Raw genomic sequence first — 20,967 nt, forward strand, 5'->3', positions numbered from 1 at the left:
AGCATGGCGCGAGACGAACAGGCGGTGAACGAGTTCGTCGAGCAGTCGGCCGCGGCGATGGCCGAGGCGGGCTTTCCTCGTATGCCGGCGCGCGTACTCATGGCGCTCATCGCCGCCGAGGCGACCGGCCTCACGGCGAAGGAGCTGGGCGGGCAGCTCGTCGCGAGCGCCGCGGCGATCTCGGGAGCGGTGCGCTACCTGCAGACGCTGCGCATGGTGCGGCGGGTGTCGCAGCCGGGGTCGCGTCGCGACATCTACGAACTGCCCGAGCACGCATGGTACACGGTCACGATCGGCAGGAACCCGCTCTACGACCACATCGAGATGCTCGCGACGAAGGCGGTCGCCGCGATAGACGACCCCGAGTCGCTCGCGTCGCAGCGCATCCAGGAGATGAGCGACTTCTTCGCGTTCATCCAGCGCCGCATGCCCGAGCTTCTCGTCGAGTGGCGGGCCGAACGCGGCGAGTGACCGGTCGTGGCGTGCGTGTGCTTCGAATTCCGCTCGGCATAGGCTGACGTCATGACCCTCGACCTCGCCGCCGTCTACCGCGACCTCCACGCCAACCCCGAGCTCTCGTTCCAGGAGCACCGCACGGCGGGCATCGTCGCCGAGGCGCTCACCGCGCTCGGCCTGACGGTGACCACGGGCATCGGCCGCACGGGTGTCGTCGGCGTGCTCGAGAACGGCGCAGGCCCGACCGTGCTGCTGCGCGCCGACATGGACGGCCTGCCTGTGCACGAGGAGACCGGGCTGCCGTACGCGAGCACCGCCAGGGGCACCGACCCCGACGGACACGATGTGCCGGTCATGCACGCCTGCGGCCACGATGTGCACGTCACATGCCTGCTGGGCGCGACCGAGCGGCTCGTCGCCGACCGCGCTGCCTGGTCGGGCACCCTCGTCGCGCTGTTCCAGCCCGCCGAGGAATGGGGCGGCGGCGCCGAGGAGATGGTCGGCGACGGCCTCTACGACCGGGTGCCGAAGCCCGACATCGTGCTCGGCCAGCACGTCGCGCCCTTCCCCGCCGGGTTCGCCGCCGTGCGCGCGGGCGCGGCGATGGCCGGAGCCGACTCGCTCACGATCCGGCTCCACGGCACCGGTGGGCACGGTTCGCGACCCGAGACGACGGTCGACCCCGTCTACATGGCAGCATCGACGACGGTGCGACTGCAGGGCATCGTCGCACGCGAGCTGGCACCGACGGATGCCGCGGTGGTGACGGTCGGCCAGATCCACGCGGGAATGAAGAACAACATCATCCCGGCGGTGGCGTCACTCGGACTCAGCGTGCGCACCTTCGACGAGACCGTGCGCACGAAGGTGCTCGCGTCGATCGAACGCATCGCCCGGGCCGAAGCGACAGCGGCGCAGGCGCCGCGCGAGCCGGAGTTCGACTACGAGGAGCGGTTCCCGGTCACGGTGAACGACCCGGCGGCGACCGAGCGCACCGCGGCGGCGTTGCGCCGCGCGCTCGGCGAACAGCGGATCATCGATCCGGGCATCGTCTCGGGAAGCGAAGACGTCGGCGTGCTCGCGACGGCAGCGGGCGCGCCCCTCGTCTACTGGTTCCTCGGCGGCTCCGACCCGTCGCTCTTCGGCGATGCGCTCGCGACCGGGCGCATGCCCGACGACATCCCGTCGAACCACTCGCCGCACTTCGCCCCGCTCATCGAGCCGACGCTCGACGTCGGTGTCGCAGCGCTCGTCGCGGCCGCCCGCGAGTGGCTGGGCGAGCCGGCCGCTTGACGCGCGTCTGACGCGCGTCTGACGCGCGCGTGCGCCGGCGTCTCAGTGCACGCCCGCCGGACGCCTGCGGCGGAGGCCCCGCGCCCGACGCCCCGCGCCCGACGCCCCGCGCCCGACGCGCGCCCCTCAGCGCCCCGCGCCCACCACCATCCACGACGCGCCGCGCGCCCTGAGCCCGAGGGTCACCGCCCGCGCCCCGAGGAAACCGATCGCGAACGCCGCCATGAGCCACGCCGGGCCCGCGGCACCCGCCGGTGCGACGGCGACCACCCAGAGGGCGAGCGGCACGAACACCGCGAGATTCACGATGCCCGTCCAGGCGAGGTAGCGGGCGTCGCCCGCGCCGATGAGCACGCCGTCGAGCACGAACACGATGCCGCCGAGCGGCGCGGAGAGCGCGAGCACGACGAGGGTCGGGGGCAGCAGCGCCGCGACATCCGCTGAGCTCGTGAAGACCGCCGGAAGCACCCACGCCGTCGCGATCAGGACCACGCCCACTACGGCGCCGCTGGCGATGCCCCACTGCAGGCAGCGTCGCAGCACCGCTCGAACCGCGACGACGTCGCCCGCGCCGAGGTCGCGACCGATGAGCGCCTGCGCGGCGATGGCGAGCGCGTCGAGTGCGAAGCCGATCGTGAAGTAGATGGTCATCGCGACCTGGAACGCCGCGAGCTCGTTGGAGCCGAGCGACGTCGCCGCCCATGTCGCGAGCAGCAGCGCCATGCGCAGGCTCAGGGTTCGCAGGAACAGCCACCCGCCCGAGGTCGCACCGCGCAGCACCCCGGCGTGGTGCGGCCACGGGCTCGCCCCGACCCGTGCGGCGTGCCGGGCGACGACCACCAGGTAGACCGCGACCATGCCCCACTGGGCGATCACGGTGCCGATTGCCGAGCCGGCGATGCCCCAGCCGGCGACGTAGATGAACACGTAGTTCAGGGCGATGTTGACGGCGAAGCCGATGCCGGCCACCCAGAGTGGCGTGCGGGTGTCCTGCAGGCCGCGCAGGAGGCCCGTCGCGGCGAACACCACGAGCATGGCGGGCAGCCCGGCCATCGAGATCGTGAGGTAGACGGATGCCTCGGCGGCGACGTCTGCACTCGCGCCGAAGAGCCCCACCAGCACGGGCGCGGCCACCCAACCGGCGACCGCGAGCACCGCCCCGATGCCGAGCGCGAGCCACAGCCCGTCGATGCCCGAGGCGACGGCTCCGCGCTCGTCACCGAGTCCGACGCGACGCGCGACGGCCGGCGTCGTCGCGTACGCCAGGAACACCATGAGCCCGATGATCGTCTGCAGTACCGCGCTCGCAAGACCGAGGCCCGCGAGCGGGGTGGCCCCGAGGTGTCCGATCATCGCGGTGTCGGCGAGCAGGAACAGCGGCTCGGCGATGAGCGCGCCGAGCGCGGGTACGGCGAGGCGCAGGATGTCGCGGTCGACGGACCGTGGGGCGGTGTCACTGGTACTCATGAGCGCGTCGAGCCTATGCGCCGCCGCCGACGTCGGCACGCGACATCCGTTCGAGCCTCATTGATTCGCTTCTGGAGATTTCACGGCACAGAACGGAGATTCGAGAGATTCGCTCCCGGCCGCGACGGCTGACGCCGCACGGACTGACGACGACGGCGCCGAGGCATCCGGATCGGAAGCGCGTGCCTTCCGCCCCCCACTGCTCTAAGCTTCTCGACATCCGACGAGGATACGTTTCGTATGTTGCGCCAGATTGGCGCGGTGAGGGGATGCCACGTGCCGACCATGAGTGCAACCGGGAACGCTCGAACGAGCACACGATGACGACCGAGGCGCCGGTCGGAGTCGGCCGGGGCCGCACGAGCGTGCGCGCCGACGATCCGAGGCTCGGGTCGCCGCGGATCCACGTGATCGACGTCGCCGACGGCACAGTCGTGTTCGATCGCGACGGCGCGGTGCCCGGCCCCACCGCGAGCGTGTTGAAGCTCCTGACCTCTGCGGCGGCGCTCGCCGCGCTCGGTCCCGACCACCGGATTCCGACGAGGGTGGTCGCCGGGGCCGAACCCGGCGAGGTCGTGCTCGTCGGCGGCGGTGACGTCTCGCTGACGAGGCTGTCCGTCGGCGAGGCATCCTTCTACCGGCAATCGGCGCACCTCGAGACGCTCGCCCGCGCGACGCTCGCCGCGTGGCAGGGCGATGAGCCCCTCACGCGCCTCGTGCTCGACGATTCGCTCTTCACGGGCACGCCGTGGCTGCCTGCCTGGGACCCCGAAGGGCGCAGCCCCGAAGGCTATATCCCCTTCATCACGGCGCTCCAGGTCGACGGCGACCGTGACGACCCGACCATCGACGACACGCCGCGCAGTGAAGACCCGGTGGGGCGCGTCGGAACGGAGTTCGCGGCGTTGCTCGGCGGCGCAGGCGATGGCGCGGGCGGCCCGGCCGATGGCATCCGGATCTCCCGCGGTCGTGCCCGCCCGGATGCCCCGGTGCTCGCCGAGGTCTTCTCGCCGCCGCTGTCGGAACTCATCCGGTTCGGCCTCGAGACCTCCGACAACGCACTCATGGAGTCGCTCGCGCGGCTGTCGGCCATCGCGATCGGCGAGCCGGCGAGCTTCGAGGGGGTGTCGAGGGCGATTCCCGCGCTACTGTCGCGTTACGGCCTGTCTGTCGACGAGCTGACCATCGAAGACGGGTCGGGCCTCAGCAACGACAACGCGGTGCCGGCACGCTTCGTCGCCGAGCTCCTGGTGCGGGCTCACCGCCGAGAACACCACCTCGGGGTCATCGACGACATGCTTCCGGCCACCGGGCCGAACGGCACCTTTCCGCGCCGGCGGTTCACGGGTGACAACGCCGTCGTGGGCGATGCCGTGCGTGCGAAGACCGGCTTCATCAACATCGTGTGCTCGCTCGGCGGTGTCGTTCGTGCTGCCGACGGCACTCAGTTGGCGTTCGCGGTCTACGCGATCGGCGAGATGATGGGCGACCCGGCTCGAGCCGCCATCGACGATCTCGTCACGAGCCTGTACCTCGAGGGCGCACAGCTCAGATGACGGCGCGCGCCTTCGCCGGCCGGGCACGCAGGAGGTCACAGGAGATTCTGGGCCTCGCGCACGCCGCCCACACATAGGCTGGAGCAATGACCGACGACGTCGCGCTGCCCTCCGGAATCACGCAAGACGAGCTCGACGCAGGCATCCGCCCGCAAGACGACCTCTTCCGTCACGTCAACGGCAAGTGGATCGAACGCACCGATATTCCGGCCGACAAGGCCAGGTACGGCTCGTTCCTCGTGCTGCACGAAGAGGCCGAGCAGGCCGTGCGCGAGATCATCGAGGAGTCGCAAGACGCAGAGCCCGGCACCGAGGCGCGCAAGGTCGGCGACCTCTACGCGAGCTTCATGAATGAAGATCGGGCGAACCTCCTCGGCACGACACCCATCGCGGGGCAGCTCGTCGAGGTCGAGCTCATCAGCTCGGTCGACGCGTTCCTCGCGACCCTCGGCCAGCTCGAGCGGCAGGGCGTGCCGGGCTTCATGCAGCTCTACGTCGACAACGACCCGGGCGACCCCGAGCGTTACCTCGTCTTCGTCGAGCAGGGCGGCATCGGCCTGCCCGACGAGAGCTACTTCCGCGAAGAGCGGTTCGAGTCGGTGCGGGGCGCGTACCGCTCGCACCTCGAGCGGATGCTGCGGCTCGCGCGACTCGAAGCGCCCGACGAGCGCGCGGCCCGGGTGTTCGAACTCGAGACCGCGATCGCCGCGGCGCACTGGAACAACGTCGACACCCGCGACAGCGAGAAGACCTACAACCTGTTCCAGTGGTCGGATGCTGCGGCGGCGTTCGCTTCGCTCCCTGAGTCTGCTTCGCTTCCTGAGTCCGCGTCGCTCCCTGAGTCCGCTTCGCTCCCTGAGCCTGTCGAAGGGGCCCCGGACCTGAACATCTGGCGCGATGCGATGGGCGTGCCCGCCGGGGCGTTCGACGAGATCGTGCTGCGCGAGCCCTCGTTCGTGCAGGGTCTCGGCGCACTGCTGACCGAAGACCGCCTGCCGGCGTGGAAGGACTGGCTCGCCTGGCAGGTCATTCGCGGCAGCGCGGCGTACCTCTCCAACGACTTCGTCGAGGCGAACTTCGACTTCTACGGCCGCACCCTCACGGGCACCCCGCAGATGCGCGAGCGCTGGAAGCGCGGCGTCTCCCTCGTCGAGGGCGCCATGGGCGAGGCCGTCGGTCACATCTACGTCGAGCGGCACTTCCCGCCCGCCGCGAAGGAGGCGATGGACGACCTCGTCGCGAACCTCGTCGAGGCCTACCGCCAGTCGATCACCGGCCTCGAGTGGATGGGTGCCGAGACTCGGGCGAAGGCCATCGACAAGCTCGAGAAGTTCACGCCGAAGATCGGGTTCCCGGTGAAGTGGCGCGACTACTCCGCCCTCGAGATCACCGACGACCTCGTCGGCAACGTGCGGGCGACGGCCGAGTTCGAGTTCAATCGCGAGCTCGGCAAGATCGGCAAGCCGATCGACCGCGACGAGTGGTTCATGACGCCGCAGACGATCAACGCGTACTACAACCCGGGGTTCAACGAGATCGTGTTCCCCGCGGCGATCCTGCAGTACCCCTTCTTCGATGCCGAGCGGGATGCCGCGGCGAACTACGGTGCCATCGGCGCCGTGATCGGCCACGAGATCGGGCACGGCTTCGATGACCAGGGCTCGAAGTACGACGGCGACGGGCGCCTCACCGACTGGTGGACCGAGGCCGACCGCACCGCGTTCGAGGAGCGCACGACCGCGCTCATCGAGCAGTACGACGCGCTCGTGCCGGCTCAGCTCCGCCCTGACGCCCAACTGCCCCCTGAGCCCGTCGAAGGGGGCGCCGCTTCGACGAGCTCGACGAGCTCGACGAGCTCAGCGGGCGAGCACAGCGTCAACGGTGCGCTCACGATCGGCGAGAACATCGGCGACCTCGGCGGCCTCGCCATCGCGTGGAGGGCATACGTGCTGTCGCTCGGCCCTTCGGCGGGCTCAGGGGAGTCCGGCAGTGTCGACGAGGCACCCGTCATCGACGGGCTGACCGCAGCGCAGCGTTTCTTCCTGTCGTGGGCGCAGGCGTGGCAGATGAAGGGTCGCGATGAAGAGGTCATCCGCCTGCTCGCGATCGATCCGCACTCGCCGAACGAGTTCCGGTGCAACCAGATCGTCAGGAACATCGACGAGTTCTACGCTAGCTTCGAAGTGACTCCAGATGACGCGCTCTGGCTCGACCCAGCCGAGCGGGTGACGATCTGGTAGTCGCAGATCCGCATCCGCAAGACCAAGAATTCTCGAGCGCGCCGCTGACCGCGGTAGGGGAGCGCCGACCGCCAGAGGAAGGCAGTGGAATCACCGTGGTGACGTCGTCGCAGGGTTCGGAGCGACGCGCACGGCATAGCGACTTCCGGCGGGGAAAACATCGCACCGAAGAGGCCAACGACAACTTCGCCCGCGGTTTCGACGCACTGGGCGAACTCGCGCTCGCGGGCGTGCAGGTCTCGGCGCGCGCGACCGATCTCGCGACCGGCAAGGTGCTCTTCTCCGTCGACGACCATGTCGTCATGCCGACGGCGTCGATCGGCAAGGTGCTGCTGCTCGTCGAGGTCGCGTCCCGGCTCGCCGGCGACGGCAGCGAGTCGTTCACCGTGCTCGACCGCGCCCCCCGCGACGCGGTCGGCGACTCGGGTATCTGGCAGCACATGCAGTCGCCGTCGCTGCCTCTCGCCGACCTCGCGGCCCTCATCGGTGCGACGAGCGACAACCTCGCGACGAATGTGCTCATCCGCCACGTCGGTCTCGAGGCTGTGCGCGCCCGCACCGAGGCACTCGGCCTCACCCGCACCGCGCTTCTCGACCTCGTGCGCGATCACCGAGGCCCCGACGACGCCCCGCAGCTCTCGATCGGCTCGGCGAAAGAGCTCACGTGGCTCTTCGCCTCGCTCGCCCGCGGCGAGATCGTCTCACCCGAGGTGTCGCAGCGGGTCGTCGGATGGCTCTCGCTGAACGCCGACCTGTCGATGGTCGCGAGCGCGTTCGGGCTCGATCCGCTTGCGCACCGCGCAGCCGATCACAACGTGCTGCTCATGAACAAGACCGGCACCGACGGCGGCGTGCGCAGCGAGGTCGGCGTGCTCCGCGGACCGCGTGCGAGCGTCTCGTACGCCGTGTCGATGTACTACGCCGATACCATGCTCTCCTCGCGCCTTGCCGTGCTCGACGGCATGCGCCAGGTCGGCGCCGACCTGCTGGAGTACGTGCATTGAACGAAGTGCTCATCCGCCCGCTGCATCCGCTCGATCATGCGATCGTCGACCGGCTGCTGTCGGTCGCCTTCGCGACGCCCACGACGACGGTCGACGACCCGCCGATCGAGGCGGGCCTCAATACCGAGCTGCTCGCGTCCGACGCCCTGCTGCCGCATCTCGCACTCGTCGCCGAAGTCGACGGCGAGATCATCGGCTATTGCATCAGCACGCGCGGCAGGGTCGGCGTGACTCCGGCGATCGGTCTCGGGCCGATCGCAGTGTTCCCCGAGCGACAGGGGGTCGGTGTCGGCTCCGCGCTCGTGCGCGAGACGGTCCGTGTCGCCGAAGAGCATGGCGAGCGAGTGATCGCCTTGCTCGGCGACCCCGCCTACTACGGCCGGTTCGGCTTCGTCGCCGGCTCCGAAGTGGGGGTCATCTCGCCAGAGCCGGCGTGGGGCAGCTACTTCCAGGCGCTTCGCCTGTCGGGTGCCGGCGACGAGCATCGCGGCGACTTCCGGTACGCCGCTCCGTTCGAAGCGCTCTGATCGGGCGTCGGGCCGGCTGCGTCATTCGTGTCGCACCGCGGACGCCTCGGTAAGCGACTCGACCGCCGTGACAACGGCGGCCGCCGTCTCGGGGGCGGCGAGGATGCGGAAATGCCCGGCGACCGGAACCTGCACGTTCGTCGCGCCCGCGAGCGCACTGCCCTCGGGCACGTGCGGGTCGAAGAATCCGAACACCGACACGATGCGCGAATTGACGGATGCCGCATCGGAGAGTTCGACGATCATCGCGCTCGCGGGGTCGAACTCGCGCAGCCGTGGATCGAACAGGTACCGTGCGAGGCGCGAACCGCCGAACGGCGTGGCGACGGTGACGACCCCGAGCAGGCCGAGCCTCCGGTCGGCGTCGTCGAGCAGCATCCGCTTGCCGACGAGGCCGCCTTTCGAGTGCGCCACGATGATGCGGCCGGCGGGCGGCGGTGGGATCCGCTCGAGCGCTCGAGTGATCCGCTCGGCCGTCTCGGGGATCGCGAGCAGGTTCGCGCCGAGTCCATGCACGACCCGAACGCGGTAGCCCCGCGCGTTGACCGCGTTGCCGAGCGGTTCCATGAACGACCAGTGCTCGTAGACGCCAGGCAGGAGGAAGACCGTCGGTTTGTCGACGTCGCCCTCGGCCCAGAGCCTCGGGGGCTTCGGCACGGTGAGCACGCGCGCGTGCCGCCTCGCCGCGTCGAGGTAGTCGAGCGCCCACCAGCCCGCGGCCGCGAGCGGTGGGAGTGGCGCGGGGGCCGTCGTCGCCGGGGCATCCGCCACCATCGAGGCATCCGTCGCCGGCGAAGCGGATGGCGCCGCGAACGCCGCCGCCGGAACCCTGCGGCCGACCGCTTCGCCGCGTGCATGCCGCGCGATGAGCTCGGCCACCTGCGGGCCGGCGGTGATCATCGTCTCGTGACCGCGTCCGGGAACCTCGATGTATCGGCCGTTCGGCACGAGGCCGGCGACCTGTTCCGCCCAGTCGCGGGGAACGATCCCGTCGCGTTCGCCGCGGATCACGAGCGTCTCGCCCGGGATGTCGGGCAGGGTGCGCTCGATCTCGTGCGCCATCACGGGCCGGAGCGTCTCGAGGTACCAGCCGAGGCCCGCCTTCGCATATGACACGACGCCGAGGCCGATCACCTTCGGGTGGGCGAGCACGAGGTCTTGCGCCAGCCGACCGGCCTGCTTCGCCACCGTGCGTTCGCGAGGATTCACGGTCGGGGCGATGAGCACGATGCGATCGAAGAGCTCGGGATGCCGCGCGGCGGCCTCGGCCACGACCTGCGCCCCGGCGGAGTGTCCGACGAGCACGGGTCGGTCGATGCCCTCGGCGACCACGAGCTCGGCGAGCAGCTCGCCCGCCTCCGGAACCGAGGGCGGATGCTCGGGCTCCGGCGCCTCGCCGAACCCGGGCATGTCGAGGGCGTAGACCGTGCCGGTGCGACCGAGGGCCTCCGCGACATCCGACCAGTACTCGTGCGCCATGCCGATGCCGTGCACGAGCACGTAGCCCGGGCCGTCGTCGATGCCCGTGCGGGTGATGAGCGTGATCCGGTCACCGCTGCGGAACTCGCGGGAGGTCGGCATGACCGAAGTCTACGAGGCGGTCAGTCGATGAGCCCGGCCCCCGCGAGGCGCTGGAGCACTTCGGCCCCGGCGGGCGGGCAGCGATCGAGGTCGGCGGTCGTCACCCAGTGCAGGCTGCCCACCTCGGCGGAGGCGATGGGTGCGGCATCCGTCTCGGCGCGAAAGACCCGCATGCGCACGAGCCGTCCGTCGGGCTCTCCATGTGCCTGCACGACGACCTCGAAGAGTTCCTCGAGCGAGGCCGGATCGAGAATGAGCGCGACCTCTTCGAGAGCTTCGCGGGCGGCCGCCGCCGCGGCCGATTCGCCCTCGTCGATCTTGCCGCCGGGCATGTAGTACACGTCGCGGTCGCGAGCCGTGACCATGAGCACCCGGCGGTCGCGCACGAGGGCGATGGCGGCGACGCGGATGTCGGTGAGTTCAGGCATATCCGCTCCAGCCTATGTCGTGCGTCTGCGCGGGCTCCGTCGTCAGCGCGGTCACGCCTGACCGGCACCCCTGTCGTGAGCCGTACTCCCGCAGCTACGCTGGCTCGCATCCGCCGATCGCGAAGGAGCGAGCCGATGACGTCGACCGAGCCGATGACCGCCGACGAGCAACGTGGATTCGGGAGGGCCGTGCAGTCCGAGGTGTACCGGGCGGGGCTCTCGGGCATCCGTCCGGCGGTGCCGGTCGACGGTGCTGCACTCGAACGTGCCGCGCGCAAGGCCGTGTCGGCCGAGGCGTTCGCATACCTCGCCGGCGGCGCGGGCGCCGAGGCGACGATGGCGGCGAACCGTGCGGCATTCGCGCGCTGGCAGATCTGGCCGCGGGTGCTGCGCGATGTTTCCGAGCGCGATCTCTCGATCGAGTTGTTCGGGCGGCGCCGGGCGACGCCGTTCGTGCTGTCGCCGATCGGCGTCACCGAGATGGCGCACAGCGAAGCGGATGTCGCGGTCGGCCGTGCCGCGGCGGCGCTCGACGTGCCGTACATCCTCTCGAACCAGGCAAGCGCCCCATTAGAGGAGGTCGCCGCCGCGATGGGCACGCGATCGCGCTGGTTCCAGCTGTACTGGAGCGCCTCCGATGAGCTCAACGCGTCGTTCGTGCGTCGCGCCGAGGCATCCGGGTGCGAGGCGATCGTCGTCACCCTCGACACGCACCTGCTCGGCTGGCGCACCCGCGATCTCGACGCCGCCTATCTGCCTTTCACGCGCGGGCAGGGCATCGCGCAGTACACGAGCGACCCGGTCTTCGCCGAGCTCGTGCGGGAGCGCGTCGCACGCGGCGGCGGTGGCGGGCCGCGCCCGAAGGTCACCCCGAAACTGCTCGCCTCGGCGTTCGCGATCGCCCGTTCGGGTGCACGAACGCCGCTCGTCGACGGCGGAGTGCGTGCGGCCCTACGCTCGCCGTTGCCTCGCGCGGCGATCGAGACGTTCCTCGACGTGTTCTCGAACCCGGCGCTCGAGTGGGGCGACCTCGCGAAGCTGCGTGAGTGGACGAACCTGCCGGTGCTGCTGAAGGGAGTGCTGCATCCGGATGACGCGGCGCAAGCGCTCGACCACGGCGTCGACGGCCTCGTGGTGTCGAACCACGGCGGCCGCCAGGTCGACGAATCCGTCGCGACGCTCGACGCGCTGCCCGGCGTCGTCGAGCGGGTCGGCGGCCGGGTCCCCGTCATCCTCGACAGCGGGGTGCGCGGCGGTGCCGATGCCTTCATCGCGCTCGCACGCGGCGCCACGGCCGTGGGCATCGGCCGGCCCTACGCCTACGGCCTCGCCGTCGCGGGAACCGACGGCGTGCACGAGGTCGTGCGCAATCACATCGCCGAGTTCGACCTCACGCTCGGCCTCGCGGGGCACCGGTCCGTCGCCGAGATCGGGCCCGATTCGCTGCGTGCGGCGTGAGGGCGGGACAGCCCGTCGTTGTCGCCGCGCCGGTGTCGTATAGTCATCTCACGCCCACCGCTGGGCGGCCCGAATCCAACCCCGAACGAAAGCCCGATCCTCCATGACCGCTCTGAACTTCCCCCGTCGCGCCACTGTCGTCGCGGCAGTCGCCGGCCTCGCCCTGGTGACACTTGCGGCGTCGCCCGCCGCCGCGGAAGAGGTGCCTGCGCCCACCGCACCGACCATCCAGGTCGACCAGACGACCTTTCCCGCAGGCGACTGGCTCGGCGGCTTCACCGTCACCGGATCGGGCTTCGATCCGAGCGTGTCGACCGCATGGGTTGCAGTGGCAGCCGGCCAAGGCACCCTCACCGGCACGCAGGCCGACGTCACTCCCGACGGCACGTTCAGTGTGCTGATCACGCCGGTCGACATGGTCTCCGCCGACAGTGAAGAGCGCCCGCGGTACGCCGTCTTCGCCTCGCAGACGATCGGCGATGGAACCGTGCTCTGGTCGAATGAGGTCCCGCTGACCATCACCGCGGCTCCGGCGCCGACCGCCCCCGGCGAGTCATCGCCGGCAGCGGTACCCGCCGCCCCGGCCATCGACTCCGAGACGACGGCCGACGGCCCACGCTTGGCCGAAACCGGTGTCGACGGCGGTATCGGCATCGCCGCTCTCGCGCTGATCGTACTCGGCTGCGCGGCAATCGTGTGGCGACGGCGGGCCTCGAGCGCGCGCTGATCGACAGACCACGAAGGCGGATCGGCGGTCGTGCCCAGCGCAGACCGCCGATCTCGGCCGACTCGGGAGCTCCGGTGACCGCGGACCGGGACTACGGGCTCGCGCCCGCCCGTAGGATGGTGTCACCGTGTCGTTTCCGGGAAACCCCCGATCTCTAGGACCATTGGAGCCACCGTGGCCGCACCCAGCCGTCTCGAATCCGTCATCGCCCTCGCCCAGCATCGGGGGTTCGTCTTCCAGGCCGGCGAGATCTACGGCGGGTCCCGCTCGGCGTGGGACTACGGCCCCCTCGGCGTGGAGCTGAAAGAGAACATCAAGCGCCAGTGGTGGCGGTACATGGTGACCGGCCGCGACGATGTCGTCGGCCTCGACTCGAGCGTCATCCTGCCGAAGCAGGTGTGGATCGCCTCGGGCCACGTCGGTGTCTTCACCGACCCGCTCGTCGAGTGCCTGCACTGCCACAAGCGCTTCCGCGAAGACCACCTGCTCGAGGCCTTCGAGGGGAAGAAGGGCCGCGCCCCCGAGAACGGCATGGGCGACATCGCCTGCCCGAACTGCGGCACGCGCGGCCAGTGGACTCCGCCCCGCGACTTCAACATGATGCTGCAGACCTACCTGGGCCCGGTTCAGGATGAGTCGGGGCTGCAGTACCTCCGCCCCGAGACGGCACAGGGCATCTTCACGAACTTCGCCAACGTGCTGCAGGCCGCACGCATGAAGCCGCCGTTCGGCATCGGCCAGATCGGCAAGTCGTTCCGCAACGAGATCACGCCCGGAAACTTCATCTTCCGCACGCGCGAGTTCGAGCAGATGGAGCTCGAGTTCTTCGTCGAGCCCGGCACCGACGACCAGTGGTTCGAGTACTGGCTCGACTATCGCTGGGACTGGTACGTCGACCTCGGCGTCGACCCCGAGAACCTGCGTCGCTTCGAGCACCCGCAAGACAAGCTCTCGCACTACTCGAAGCGCACCGTCGACATCGAGTACCGCTTCGGCTTCACCGGTGGCGAGTGGGGCGAGCTCGAGGGTGTCGCCAACCGCACCGACTTCGACCTCAAGACGCACTCCGAGCACTCCGGCAAAGAGCTGTCGTACTTCGACCAGTCGAAGAACGAACGCTGGATCCCGTACGTGATCGAGCCCGCGGCGGGTCTGACCCGCTCGCTCATGGCGTTCCTCGTCGATGCGTACGACGTCGAGGAGGTGCCGAACGCGAAGGGCGGCGTCGACACTCGTACGGTGCTGCGACTCGACCCGCGTCTCGCGCCGGTGAAGGCGGCCGTGTTGCCGCTCAGCCGCAACGAGCGTCTCTCGCCACTGGCCCGCGAGGTCGCCGCATCGCTGCGCAAGCACTGGAACGTCGACTTCGACGACGCCGGTGCGATCGGTCGTCGGTACCGTCGCCAAGACGAGATCGGCACGCCGTTCTGCATCACGGTCGACTTCGACTCGCTCGACGACAACGCCGTGACCGTGCGCGAGCGCGACAGCATGGAGCAGGTGCGCGTGCCGCTCGCCGAGATCGAGGGCTACTTGGCGGCGCGACTCATCGGGGCGTAGGCGTCGGTTCGAACGGGCGCCTTGTCGTCGCGCGGACGTTGACTCGCGGCAAGGATGTGGGCGAGACAGTTCAGGTCGTCGTGTCACCCCGCTGAGGATTCGCCACGGGACGCGACGGAACATGCGCGAGCATTCTCGCCTCGATGCAGATCTGGTTAGTTGATGATTTCGCCTCGCTTGTCGGCGCGGAACGCTGCCAGACGTTCTCTCCATGCCTGGAGCGCCTCGGGGGTCTGGCGCGTGAAATCAGTGATCTCGCCAACGACCCTGAGTGGTGCAGTGCTGCGGTACGAGCGGGTGGGGTTGCCGGGGAACTTCTTGTCGGTCACGTTCGGGTCGTCCTCGAACGGGCCGGTCGGCTCGACGGCATAGACGCGCGGACCACCGTCACCGGCCGCGAGTTCCGCGGCGAGTCCAGCACCGTCGGGAAGGGCGGTGAAATAGATGTGGTTCATCACGACTTCGGGACGATAGTTCGACCGGAAGCCCGCCGTGAGGAGATCACCGTTCCGGAGATCGGCTTTCGTGCCGTGAAAGAACGGCCCCTCGTCCAGTGCTTGGCTCACTGCGACAGCCTAGGTGGATGACACCCGTAAGCACAGGGGGACACCGATTCCGGTGACGAACGAATCTTGTCGCTGTCGCAAAGGTAGCGTGGGGTGTCGGAGTGAGATCGCTCCGAATAGTGCTCGAGGAGGAGCGCCCATGGGTTCTCAGGTCTGGAAGTTGTCCGTGGTCGGCATGCTCCTCTTGATGATGAGTGGATGCTCCGCCGTTGACGGTCCAGGAGAGAGCACGCCGGCGACCGCTGGCGGCGTCGATATGGCCGTCTCGGAGTCCTGCGTTTCGGGATCCGCACCGGAGTGCGTCTCGGTGAATGGCGAGCACGTGATGATCCTCGAATCGGACTTCGTTCATGCTGGCGTCGAAGAGGCCGAAGCGGTCGCCGATGGTAAGACCCATGCTGTCGACTTGAGGTTCGACGATGAAGGAGCGGACGTCTTTCAGACGTTGACAGCCGAAGCCGCTCAATCCGGAGGGACTGCACGCTTGGTGATCAAGGCGGGTGACGTGGTGTTGTCAGCTGTCGCGGTGCTCGAGGCGTTGCAGGGCGATACCCTCCTGATCGCGCTCCCGCCGGACGCAAACCCCGCTGAGTTGGCTGAAATGATCCGCGGCACCTAGACCGATGAGCGCGCGAACAGCACTCGCGATGTCTCGCCGACGGATCTCTCGCGCTCTCCACTGATGTACCGCCTGTCGAGCGTCTCGTGGCCCGTCTTCAACGGCGACAGTCTCCCGGGTCGTGGCCCGGGGCCGGTAGCGTAGGCGGTATAGTCTCGGCGCAGTCACATACGGACGGAACGCTCATGCTTCCACTCGCACTCTTCGGCGGGCTGATCGTCGCCGCGGGCGCGATCATGCTCGTGAATCCACTGTGGATCTCGGAACAGAACAGACGGAACCTGGATCGAGTTTGGGGCCCGGACAATCTCGTCAGCAAGTCTCTGCATGCCGAGAAGGACCCATATCGCATTTACCGGCTCTTGGGTGCGTTCTTTATTGCGATGGGTTTGATCTGGATCGCCGTCGCGGTCGGGGTCTTGCTGGGCTTTCTGACGGCCTCATGAGTCTCCTTCGACGGAGGTCGACAAGGGGTGTGCGTGGTCTCAACGTCGCAAGCAATGCCGCGGGCGTTGACGGATCCGGATGCGGCCTCGTGGCGGACCGCAAGCGGATGTCCTGTCTTCGGTGCGAGTAGCGTTGAAGTCATGGTGCCTCCGAAGGATTACTCCGAGACGTCGTTCAGCGGCGTGGGAATCGGCATCGCGCTAGGGGTCCTGGTCGGCGCCGGTGTTGGGCTGACCTTCTTCGACGCCCTTGTAGTCGGTGCAGGTATCGGCATGTTGGTCGGCATCGTGGTCGGTGCCGTATTCGACGCTCGGAGGGCGACCTGAGCGCGTCTTGGAACGGGCGTTCGACGGTCTAGAGCAGGGTCTTCATGGACCGACTTCTGAAGGCTCGAACCAGGTGTCCGTGCCGCTGGACATGATGAGCGGCAAAGGTCTGACCGGTCTCGAACTGACCTGCTCCGTGGGGATATCCGCCGAGTCGATCATGCCCTTCAACAATGCAAAAACGGTTGCGGGAAGCAGACCATCTGGTCGCCGGCGTTCGGCGCGATGATCTCTACGTCAGTCCCGCTGCGTGACCGGAAGCTCCCTATTCGCGTACCGCGACCGGCGGATAGAGCGCGCCGTTGAAGGTGACCCTCAGGCAATAGACGGACCGGCCGGCGGTGATGAAGAGCAGATTGCGCTTCGGCCCGCCGAACGCGAGGTTGGCCACGGACTCCGGCAGGAGCAGCTTGCCGATGAGGTCGCCGTCGGGGGCGAAGCAGTGCACTCCGTCCCATGCGGCGGCCCAGATCCGGCCGTCGGTATCGACCCGCAGCCCGTCGAACCGGCCGTGGTCGCAGGTGGCGTGGATCGCACCACCCTCGAGCGTTCCATCGGCCAGCACATCGAATGCCCTGATGTGGCTCGGGTTCTGCCGCGTGTCGGCGATGTAGAGCCGCTGTTCGTCGGGCGAGAAGGCCAGTCCGTTCGGGCGGGAGAAGTCGTCTGCGACGACGGTCAGATCACCCGTCGACGGATCGAGCCGGAAGACGTACTGACCGTCCTGCTCCTGTTCGGCGGCGTTGCCCTCGTAGTCGCCGGCGATGCCGTAGGGCGGATCCGTGAACCAGATCGTCCCGTCGTGACGGACGACGACGTCGTTGGGACTGTTGAGCGGCCGGCCGTCGAAGGTGTCGGCGAGCACGGTGATGGACCCGTCGTGCTCGGTGCGGGTCACTCGGCGGTTGCCCTGCTCGCACGTGATGAGGCGGCCCTGGCGGTCGATGGTGTTGCCGTTCGCGTAGCCGGAGTACTCGCGGAACACCCCGACCGCGCCGCTCGTCTCGTCCCAGCGCAGCATGCGCGAGTTCGGGATGTCGCTCCAGACAAGATAGCGTCCCGCTGGGAACCACACCGGGCCTTCGCTCTTGCGTGCTCCGGTGTGGATGCGTTCGAGGACGAAATCGCCATCGACACCATCGAATCGATCATCCAGGCGCACGAACTGTGCCTCGATGGTGGGCACGTCACGATCGATCGGCATGCGGATCAGTCCAATCCCGGGCGGCCCGGCCGAACCACCCGTGGGTTCGTAGTGGGGTGCGGACCGACGGCCCGCACCGCCTCACTTTCCCCACCCGGAACGGGTGTTGCTTCGGCACGATGAGGATACCGCGGGAGAGACCGTGGATGCTCGCCCCCGTCAGGCCCCCGCACGCGAGCTTCGGAGGTCAGATGGCAAACGAGGCACCCAACGGGGCATCGGTACTTTCACGGAGAGACGCGAACCCTGCGTCCATCGAAGCTGACGATGTCTCCGAGCTGCAGCTGCCGTCCGCGGCGGCGATCAACCTCGCCGTTCACGGCCACAAAGCCGTTGATGATGGCCTCTTTCACGTCTCCACCGGAGTCGAGGAGCCCAGCGAACTTCAGGAACTGCCCGAGGCGAATGACCTCACCGCCGATCGGGACGTCGTCGATCGGAGTCGGGTTCGTCATCCCCGAATGTTAGTCGCCCAATCAGTGCGACCCGCGAGCGGCCGCCCACTCGCGCCGCAGCACTCCGTAGACCGCAGTGTCCTGCCACTCGCCGTCGTTGTACTGCTCTTCCAGGATCGTCGCCTCGCGTCGCATGCCGAGGCGTTCGCAGAGTGCAGCGGATGCTCCGTTGCGCGCGTCGAGGAACGCCTGAATCCGGTGGGGGTGCAGCGTCTCGAACGCGAAGTCGCGGATCGCGCTCGCGGCCTCGAGGGCGTACCCACTGCCTTGGAAGTCGGGGTGCACCACCCAGCCGAGTTCGAGCTGCGCGTGGGCGAGGCTCGAGACGCGCACCATCATGTCCCCGATGACGCGATCTCGCTCGGCGTCGTCGATCGAGGGTGTGCCAGGCAGCGCCATCGCGAATACGAAGAAGTCGCCGTCAGCGGCGAGTACGCGCTCCGCCGCACGAGTCGCCGTGTGCTCGTAGCCCTCGTCGCGGTCGCGCTCGGGCCACGGCAGGTACCGGAGCACCTCGGGGATGCGCTGGTACTCGTAGACGTCTGGGGCATCGGATGCCTCGAGCGGGCGCAGCACGAGACGGTCGGTGCGAATCGGCGAATCGGTGAGTGTCGCCGCATCGAACGGGAAGCGCAGTGCGGGCGGGCCGTCGGCCGCCGCCGCTGCCGCGCGTTCGGAGATGGTCGCAGGGTCGCTGTTCTCGTGCATCGTCAGGAAGCGTATCGCGCGCCCCCGACGGGCGGCATCGCTGGCACTGGCCGACGGTCAGAAGGCGGCGACGGCGCCTGCACCCGCGGAACCGGCGCCACCGGAAGCTGCACCACCGGAAGCAGCACCCGCGGAACCGACGCCACCGGCCTCGCGACCCCCGGCCCCCGCGGCATCATCCGCTTCGGGAACCACGCCGAAGATCGCGGCGATGCCGTCGATCCAGGCCTGCTGTTCGCCGGCGCGGGCGAGTTCGCGCGAGCGCACCATGGGAGTGTGCAGCAGCACGCCGGCCATGTGCCGCAGTGCGGCCTCGGTGCGTGCGTCGTCGTCACCGCGGCTGCGAGCACGCTCGATCTCGCCGTCGAGGATGTCGAAGACATGGCGCCGCAGGGCCACGACGGCGGGCGCGAGGTCGTGCTCTTCACGGGCCTCGCCGAAGGCGCGGGCCGCTCCGCCGACGATCGCGCGCGCGGCATCCGTCGCCCCGAATTCTTCGAGCGGTGCGTGGATGCGGATGGTCTCGAGGTCGAGCAGCTCGACGCCGGGCACTTCGACGACATCGGGGGCGACGTTGCGCGGCAGGCCGAGGTCGATCACGAGCTGACGACCGACCGGGGAGTCGCCGGGCTCGCCGACAAGGCTGAGCGAAACAGCGTCGAGAGCAGCTCCAGGCGCGACGGATGCCTCGAGCCCCGCCCGCCCGGATTCGAGCATCGTCCGATCGACGACATGGTGCTCGGCCGTGGTGCAGGTGACGATGATGTCGGAGGTTGCGGCCGCGGCGGCGACTTCGCCGCGCGCCACCGCATCGATGCCGTGACCGGCGGCGAACTTCGCCGCCCGGCCCGAGGGCGAGAAGACGCGCACATCGGTGACGCCGCGGTCGCGTAGCGCCGCGAGCGAGGCGCCCGCGAAGCGTCCGGTGCCGACGAGCAGCACCCGGGTCGCGGCCCAGTCGGTGATGCGGCTTTCGGCGAGTTCGAGCGCGAGGCGCACGAGCGAGCGCCCCTCGCCGCCGATGCCGGTCTCGTTCTTCACTCGGCGCGAGATCTGCGAAGCGCGCTGGAAGAGTCGTTCGAGTTCGGGGGTCGTGGTGCGCTCGGTGCGCGCGCGTTCGAGCGAACGGCGCACCTGGCCGGCGATCTCGCCCTCGCCGACGACGACCGATTCGAGGCCGGAGGCCACGGCGAAGAGGTGCCCGGCGACGGCGTTGCCGTGCACGAACCCGAACGTGGTGCGCAACTCGTCGGGCTCGAGGCCCGCAACGGTGCCCACCGCGCGAATCGCCTCGTGCACCGCCGGCACGGGCGATTCACCCTCGGCGGCGTCGAGGTCGAGATACGCCTCGAAGCGGTTGCAGGTGGCGACGACCACTGCACCGCGCACAGCGTCGTGGCCATTGCGGATGCGGGGGCCTGCGGCGTCCGCGGTCGCCGAAAGACGTTCGAGCATGTCGAAGCCGGCGTTCTTGTGGCTCGCGGTCAGGCAAATGAGCACGATGGGATTCTACTCGTGGTGGAATCCACGTTTGCTCAGTGCGGACTCTGAGGGAAACTCAGCGTCCGGCGAGCACCAGACCCGGCTGGATGATCTGGATGGGTGCGGTGAGCGGCGGCAGGTCGAGGCCCGCGGCGGCGAGCGCCGTGCGGTGCTTCGCCTTCCAGCTGCGCACGATGGCGAAGAACGGGGCGCCAGCGAGTGCGTATCGGCCGGTCCGCTCTGCGGCGAGGATGAGTGGCAGTTCGATGCTCATGCCGCCGTGTCGCACGCGCAGCACGAGCACCGCCAGCTCCGAGTCGCCTGCGATGACCGAGTCGCTGCGGATGCCGCGCACCTCGCGCCACGGGAAGTGCACCGCGCGCCGGGGTCGCCGGCCGCCGTTCCAGAATGCGACGCCGATCTCGTCGACCACGATCGAGAAACGAGCCCCGAGCTTGACCGCGCGCGGGTCATCCGCGGTCAACTCGTTGAGGCTCGCCACGAGAGCTCTGCTGCGGATGCCGCAGCTCACCTCGCCCCGCACGCTGGCCTCGAGCGCACGGCGACGGGCGCGGGCGCGGGCGAGCTCGCCGAGGCGCACGAACATCCAGATGACGGCGGCCAGCACGGCGAGTGCCGAGACCATCAAGGCCACTCGCTCGAGGCCCGGCACTTCGGGCAGACGCAGCATCAGGCGCTGGAGGAAGCCGGAGCTGGCGATGAGTGCGCCGACGAGGAGGGCGGCGGCGGCGGCGACCAGGAACGTGATGCCGGCGCGGTGCGGCGTGGCGTCGTTCATCGCGCGACTCGGGTCGTTCGGGCGGACGGGTTGCAGCACTGCATGAGCGACATGGGATCTCCGT

21 protein-coding genes are annotated in these 20,967 nt (G+C 69.3%); 12 read left to right on the forward strand and 9 right to left on the reverse strand.

The annotated features are described in order from the left end of the window. Positions 1–3 precede the first annotated feature (3 nt). Both AC1C2T_RS04355 and AC1C2T_RS04360 read left to right on the forward strand, forming a co-directional pair. Entirely contained in the window at positions 4–471 is a 468-nt protein-coding gene (locus AC1C2T_RS04355; protein ID WP_495361458.1) for a GbsR/MarR family transcriptional regulator, read from the forward strand. 51 nt (positions 472–522) lie between these two features. Beyond that, a complete protein-coding gene (locus AC1C2T_RS04360) occupies positions 523–1,749 on the forward strand; it encodes an amidohydrolase (protein ID WP_495384369.1) in 1,227 nt (408 codons plus the stop codon). A 126-nt stretch (positions 1,750–1,875) separates the two neighbouring features. Here the strand turns inward: AC1C2T_RS04360 and AC1C2T_RS04365 are convergent, their stop codons facing one another. After that, positions 1,876–3,216, reverse strand: coding sequence for an MATE family efflux transporter (locus AC1C2T_RS04365; RefSeq protein WP_495361456.1), 1,341 nt, complete (start codon positions 3,214–3,216; stop codon positions 1,876–1,878). A 320-nt stretch (positions 3,217–3,536) separates the two neighbouring features. On the opposite strand from AC1C2T_RS04365, the gene AC1C2T_RS04370 reads away from it, so the two are divergent. The 4 genes from AC1C2T_RS04370 to AC1C2T_RS04385 all read left to right on the forward strand — a co-directional run bounded on the left by AC1C2T_RS04370 (position 3,537) and on the right by AC1C2T_RS04385 (position 8,543). Continuing rightward, positions 3,537–4,772: a D-alanyl-D-alanine carboxypeptidase/D-alanyl-D-alanine-endopeptidase gene (locus AC1C2T_RS04370; RefSeq protein ID WP_495384370.1), complete on the forward strand. Its 1,236-nt coding sequence runs from the start codon at positions 3,537–3,539 to the stop codon at positions 4,770–4,772. An 86-nt stretch (positions 4,773–4,858) separates the two neighbouring features. Beyond that, the gene (locus AC1C2T_RS04375; protein WP_495384371.1) at positions 4,859–7,012 is read left to right on the forward strand and encodes a M13 family metallopeptidase; all 2,154 of its coding nucleotides are present in this window, start codon (positions 4,859–4,861) and stop codon (positions 7,010–7,012) included. A gap of 95 nt (positions 7,013–7,107) precedes the next feature. Beyond that, the gene (locus AC1C2T_RS04380) at positions 7,108–8,016 is read left to right on the forward strand and encodes a serine hydrolase (protein ID WP_495384372.1); all 909 of its coding nucleotides are present in this window, start codon (positions 7,108–7,110) and stop codon (positions 8,014–8,016) included. Positions 8,017–8,021: 5 nt separating this feature from the next. Continuing rightward, positions 8,022–8,543, forward strand: coding sequence for a GNAT family N-acetyltransferase (locus AC1C2T_RS04385; protein WP_495361970.1), 522 nt, complete (start codon positions 8,022–8,024; stop codon positions 8,541–8,543). 21 nt (positions 8,544–8,564) lie between these two features. Here the strand turns inward: AC1C2T_RS04385 and AC1C2T_RS04390 are convergent, their stop codons facing one another. Together AC1C2T_RS04390 and AC1C2T_RS04395 are read right to left on the reverse strand one after the other, a co-directional pair. Continuing rightward, positions 8,565–10,124, reverse strand: a complete 1,560-nt coding sequence (locus AC1C2T_RS04390; RefSeq protein WP_495384373.1) for an alpha/beta hydrolase — start codon at positions 10,122–10,124, stop codon at positions 8,565–8,567. 20 nt (positions 10,125–10,144) lie between these two features. Then, a complete protein-coding gene (locus AC1C2T_RS04395; RefSeq protein WP_495361450.1) occupies positions 10,145–10,552 on the reverse strand; it encodes an NUDIX domain-containing protein in 408 nt (135 codons plus the stop codon). Between the two features lie 135 nt (positions 10,553–10,687). Between AC1C2T_RS04395 and AC1C2T_RS04400 the strand changes: the two genes are divergently transcribed. The 3 genes from AC1C2T_RS04400 to AC1C2T_RS04410 all read left to right on the forward strand — a co-directional run bounded on the left by AC1C2T_RS04400 (position 10,688) and on the right by AC1C2T_RS04410 (position 14,297). Continuing rightward, a complete protein-coding gene (locus AC1C2T_RS04400) occupies positions 10,688–12,010 on the forward strand; it encodes an alpha-hydroxy-acid oxidizing protein (RefSeq protein WP_495384374.1) in 1,323 nt (440 codons plus the stop codon). Between the two features lie 103 nt (positions 12,011–12,113). Continuing rightward, on the forward strand, positions 12,114–12,737 hold the full coding sequence (locus AC1C2T_RS04405) for a hypothetical protein (RefSeq protein ID WP_495384375.1): 624 nt from the start codon (positions 12,114–12,116) through the stop codon (positions 12,735–12,737). 174 nt (positions 12,738–12,911) lie between these two features. After that, positions 12,912–14,297, forward strand: a complete 1,386-nt coding sequence (locus AC1C2T_RS04410; RefSeq protein WP_495361446.1) for a glycine--tRNA ligase — start codon at positions 12,912–12,914, stop codon at positions 14,295–14,297. Between the two features lie 155 nt (positions 14,298–14,452). On the opposite strand, the gene arr is transcribed toward AC1C2T_RS04410, so the two are convergent. After that, positions 14,453–14,863 carry an NAD(+)--rifampin ADP-ribosyltransferase gene (arr, locus tag AC1C2T_RS04415; protein ID WP_495384376.1) on the reverse strand — a complete coding sequence of 137 codons (411 nt, stop codon included), beginning with the start codon at positions 14,861–14,863 and terminating at the stop codon, positions 14,453–14,455. Between the two features lie 139 nt (positions 14,864–15,002). On the opposite strand from arr, the gene AC1C2T_RS04420 reads away from it, so the two are divergent. From AC1C2T_RS04420 to AC1C2T_RS04430, 3 genes are all read left to right on the forward strand, one after another. Then, positions 15,003–15,482, forward strand: coding sequence for a hypothetical protein (locus AC1C2T_RS04420; RefSeq protein WP_495384377.1), 480 nt, complete (start codon positions 15,003–15,005; stop codon positions 15,480–15,482). A 185-nt stretch (positions 15,483–15,667) separates the two neighbouring features. Next, on the forward strand, positions 15,668–15,928 hold the full coding sequence (locus tag AC1C2T_RS04425) for a hypothetical protein (protein ID WP_495384378.1): 261 nt from the start codon (positions 15,668–15,670) through the stop codon (positions 15,926–15,928). 141 nt (positions 15,929–16,069) lie between these two features. After that, positions 16,070–16,255 (forward strand): glycine zipper domain-containing protein, encoded by a 186-nt coding sequence (locus AC1C2T_RS04430; RefSeq protein WP_495361443.1) that lies wholly within the window; start codon positions 16,070–16,072, stop codon positions 16,253–16,255. A 265-nt stretch (positions 16,256–16,520) separates the two neighbouring features. On the opposite strand, the gene AC1C2T_RS04435 is transcribed toward AC1C2T_RS04430, so the two are convergent. From AC1C2T_RS04435 to AC1C2T_RS04455, 5 genes are all read right to left on the reverse strand, one after another. Beyond that, positions 16,521–17,459, reverse strand: coding sequence for an SMP-30/gluconolactonase/LRE family protein (locus tag AC1C2T_RS04435; RefSeq protein ID WP_495384379.1), 939 nt, complete (start codon positions 17,457–17,459; stop codon positions 16,521–16,523). A gap of 227 nt (positions 17,460–17,686) precedes the next feature. Beyond that, on the reverse strand, positions 17,687–17,914 hold the full coding sequence (locus tag AC1C2T_RS04440) for an RNA-binding S4 domain-containing protein (protein WP_495384380.1): 228 nt from the start codon (positions 17,912–17,914) through the stop codon (positions 17,687–17,689). Between the two features lie 21 nt (positions 17,915–17,935). Further along, positions 17,936–18,622: a GNAT family N-acetyltransferase gene (locus tag AC1C2T_RS04445; protein ID WP_495361440.1), complete on the reverse strand. Its 687-nt coding sequence runs from the start codon at positions 18,620–18,622 to the stop codon at positions 17,936–17,938. Positions 18,623–18,679: 57 nt separating this feature from the next. Then, on the reverse strand, positions 18,680–20,122 hold the full coding sequence (locus AC1C2T_RS04450; protein WP_495361438.1) for a glutamyl-tRNA reductase: 1,443 nt from the start codon (positions 20,120–20,122) through the stop codon (positions 18,680–18,682). 58 nt (positions 20,123–20,180) lie between these two features. After that, positions 20,181–20,903 (reverse strand): hypothetical protein, encoded by a 723-nt coding sequence (locus AC1C2T_RS04455; protein ID WP_495361437.1) that lies wholly within the window; start codon positions 20,901–20,903, stop codon positions 20,181–20,183. Positions 20,904–20,967: the final 64 nt, after the last annotated feature.

The sequence above is a fragment of the Agromyces sp. Y558 genome, from assembly GCF_059445415.1.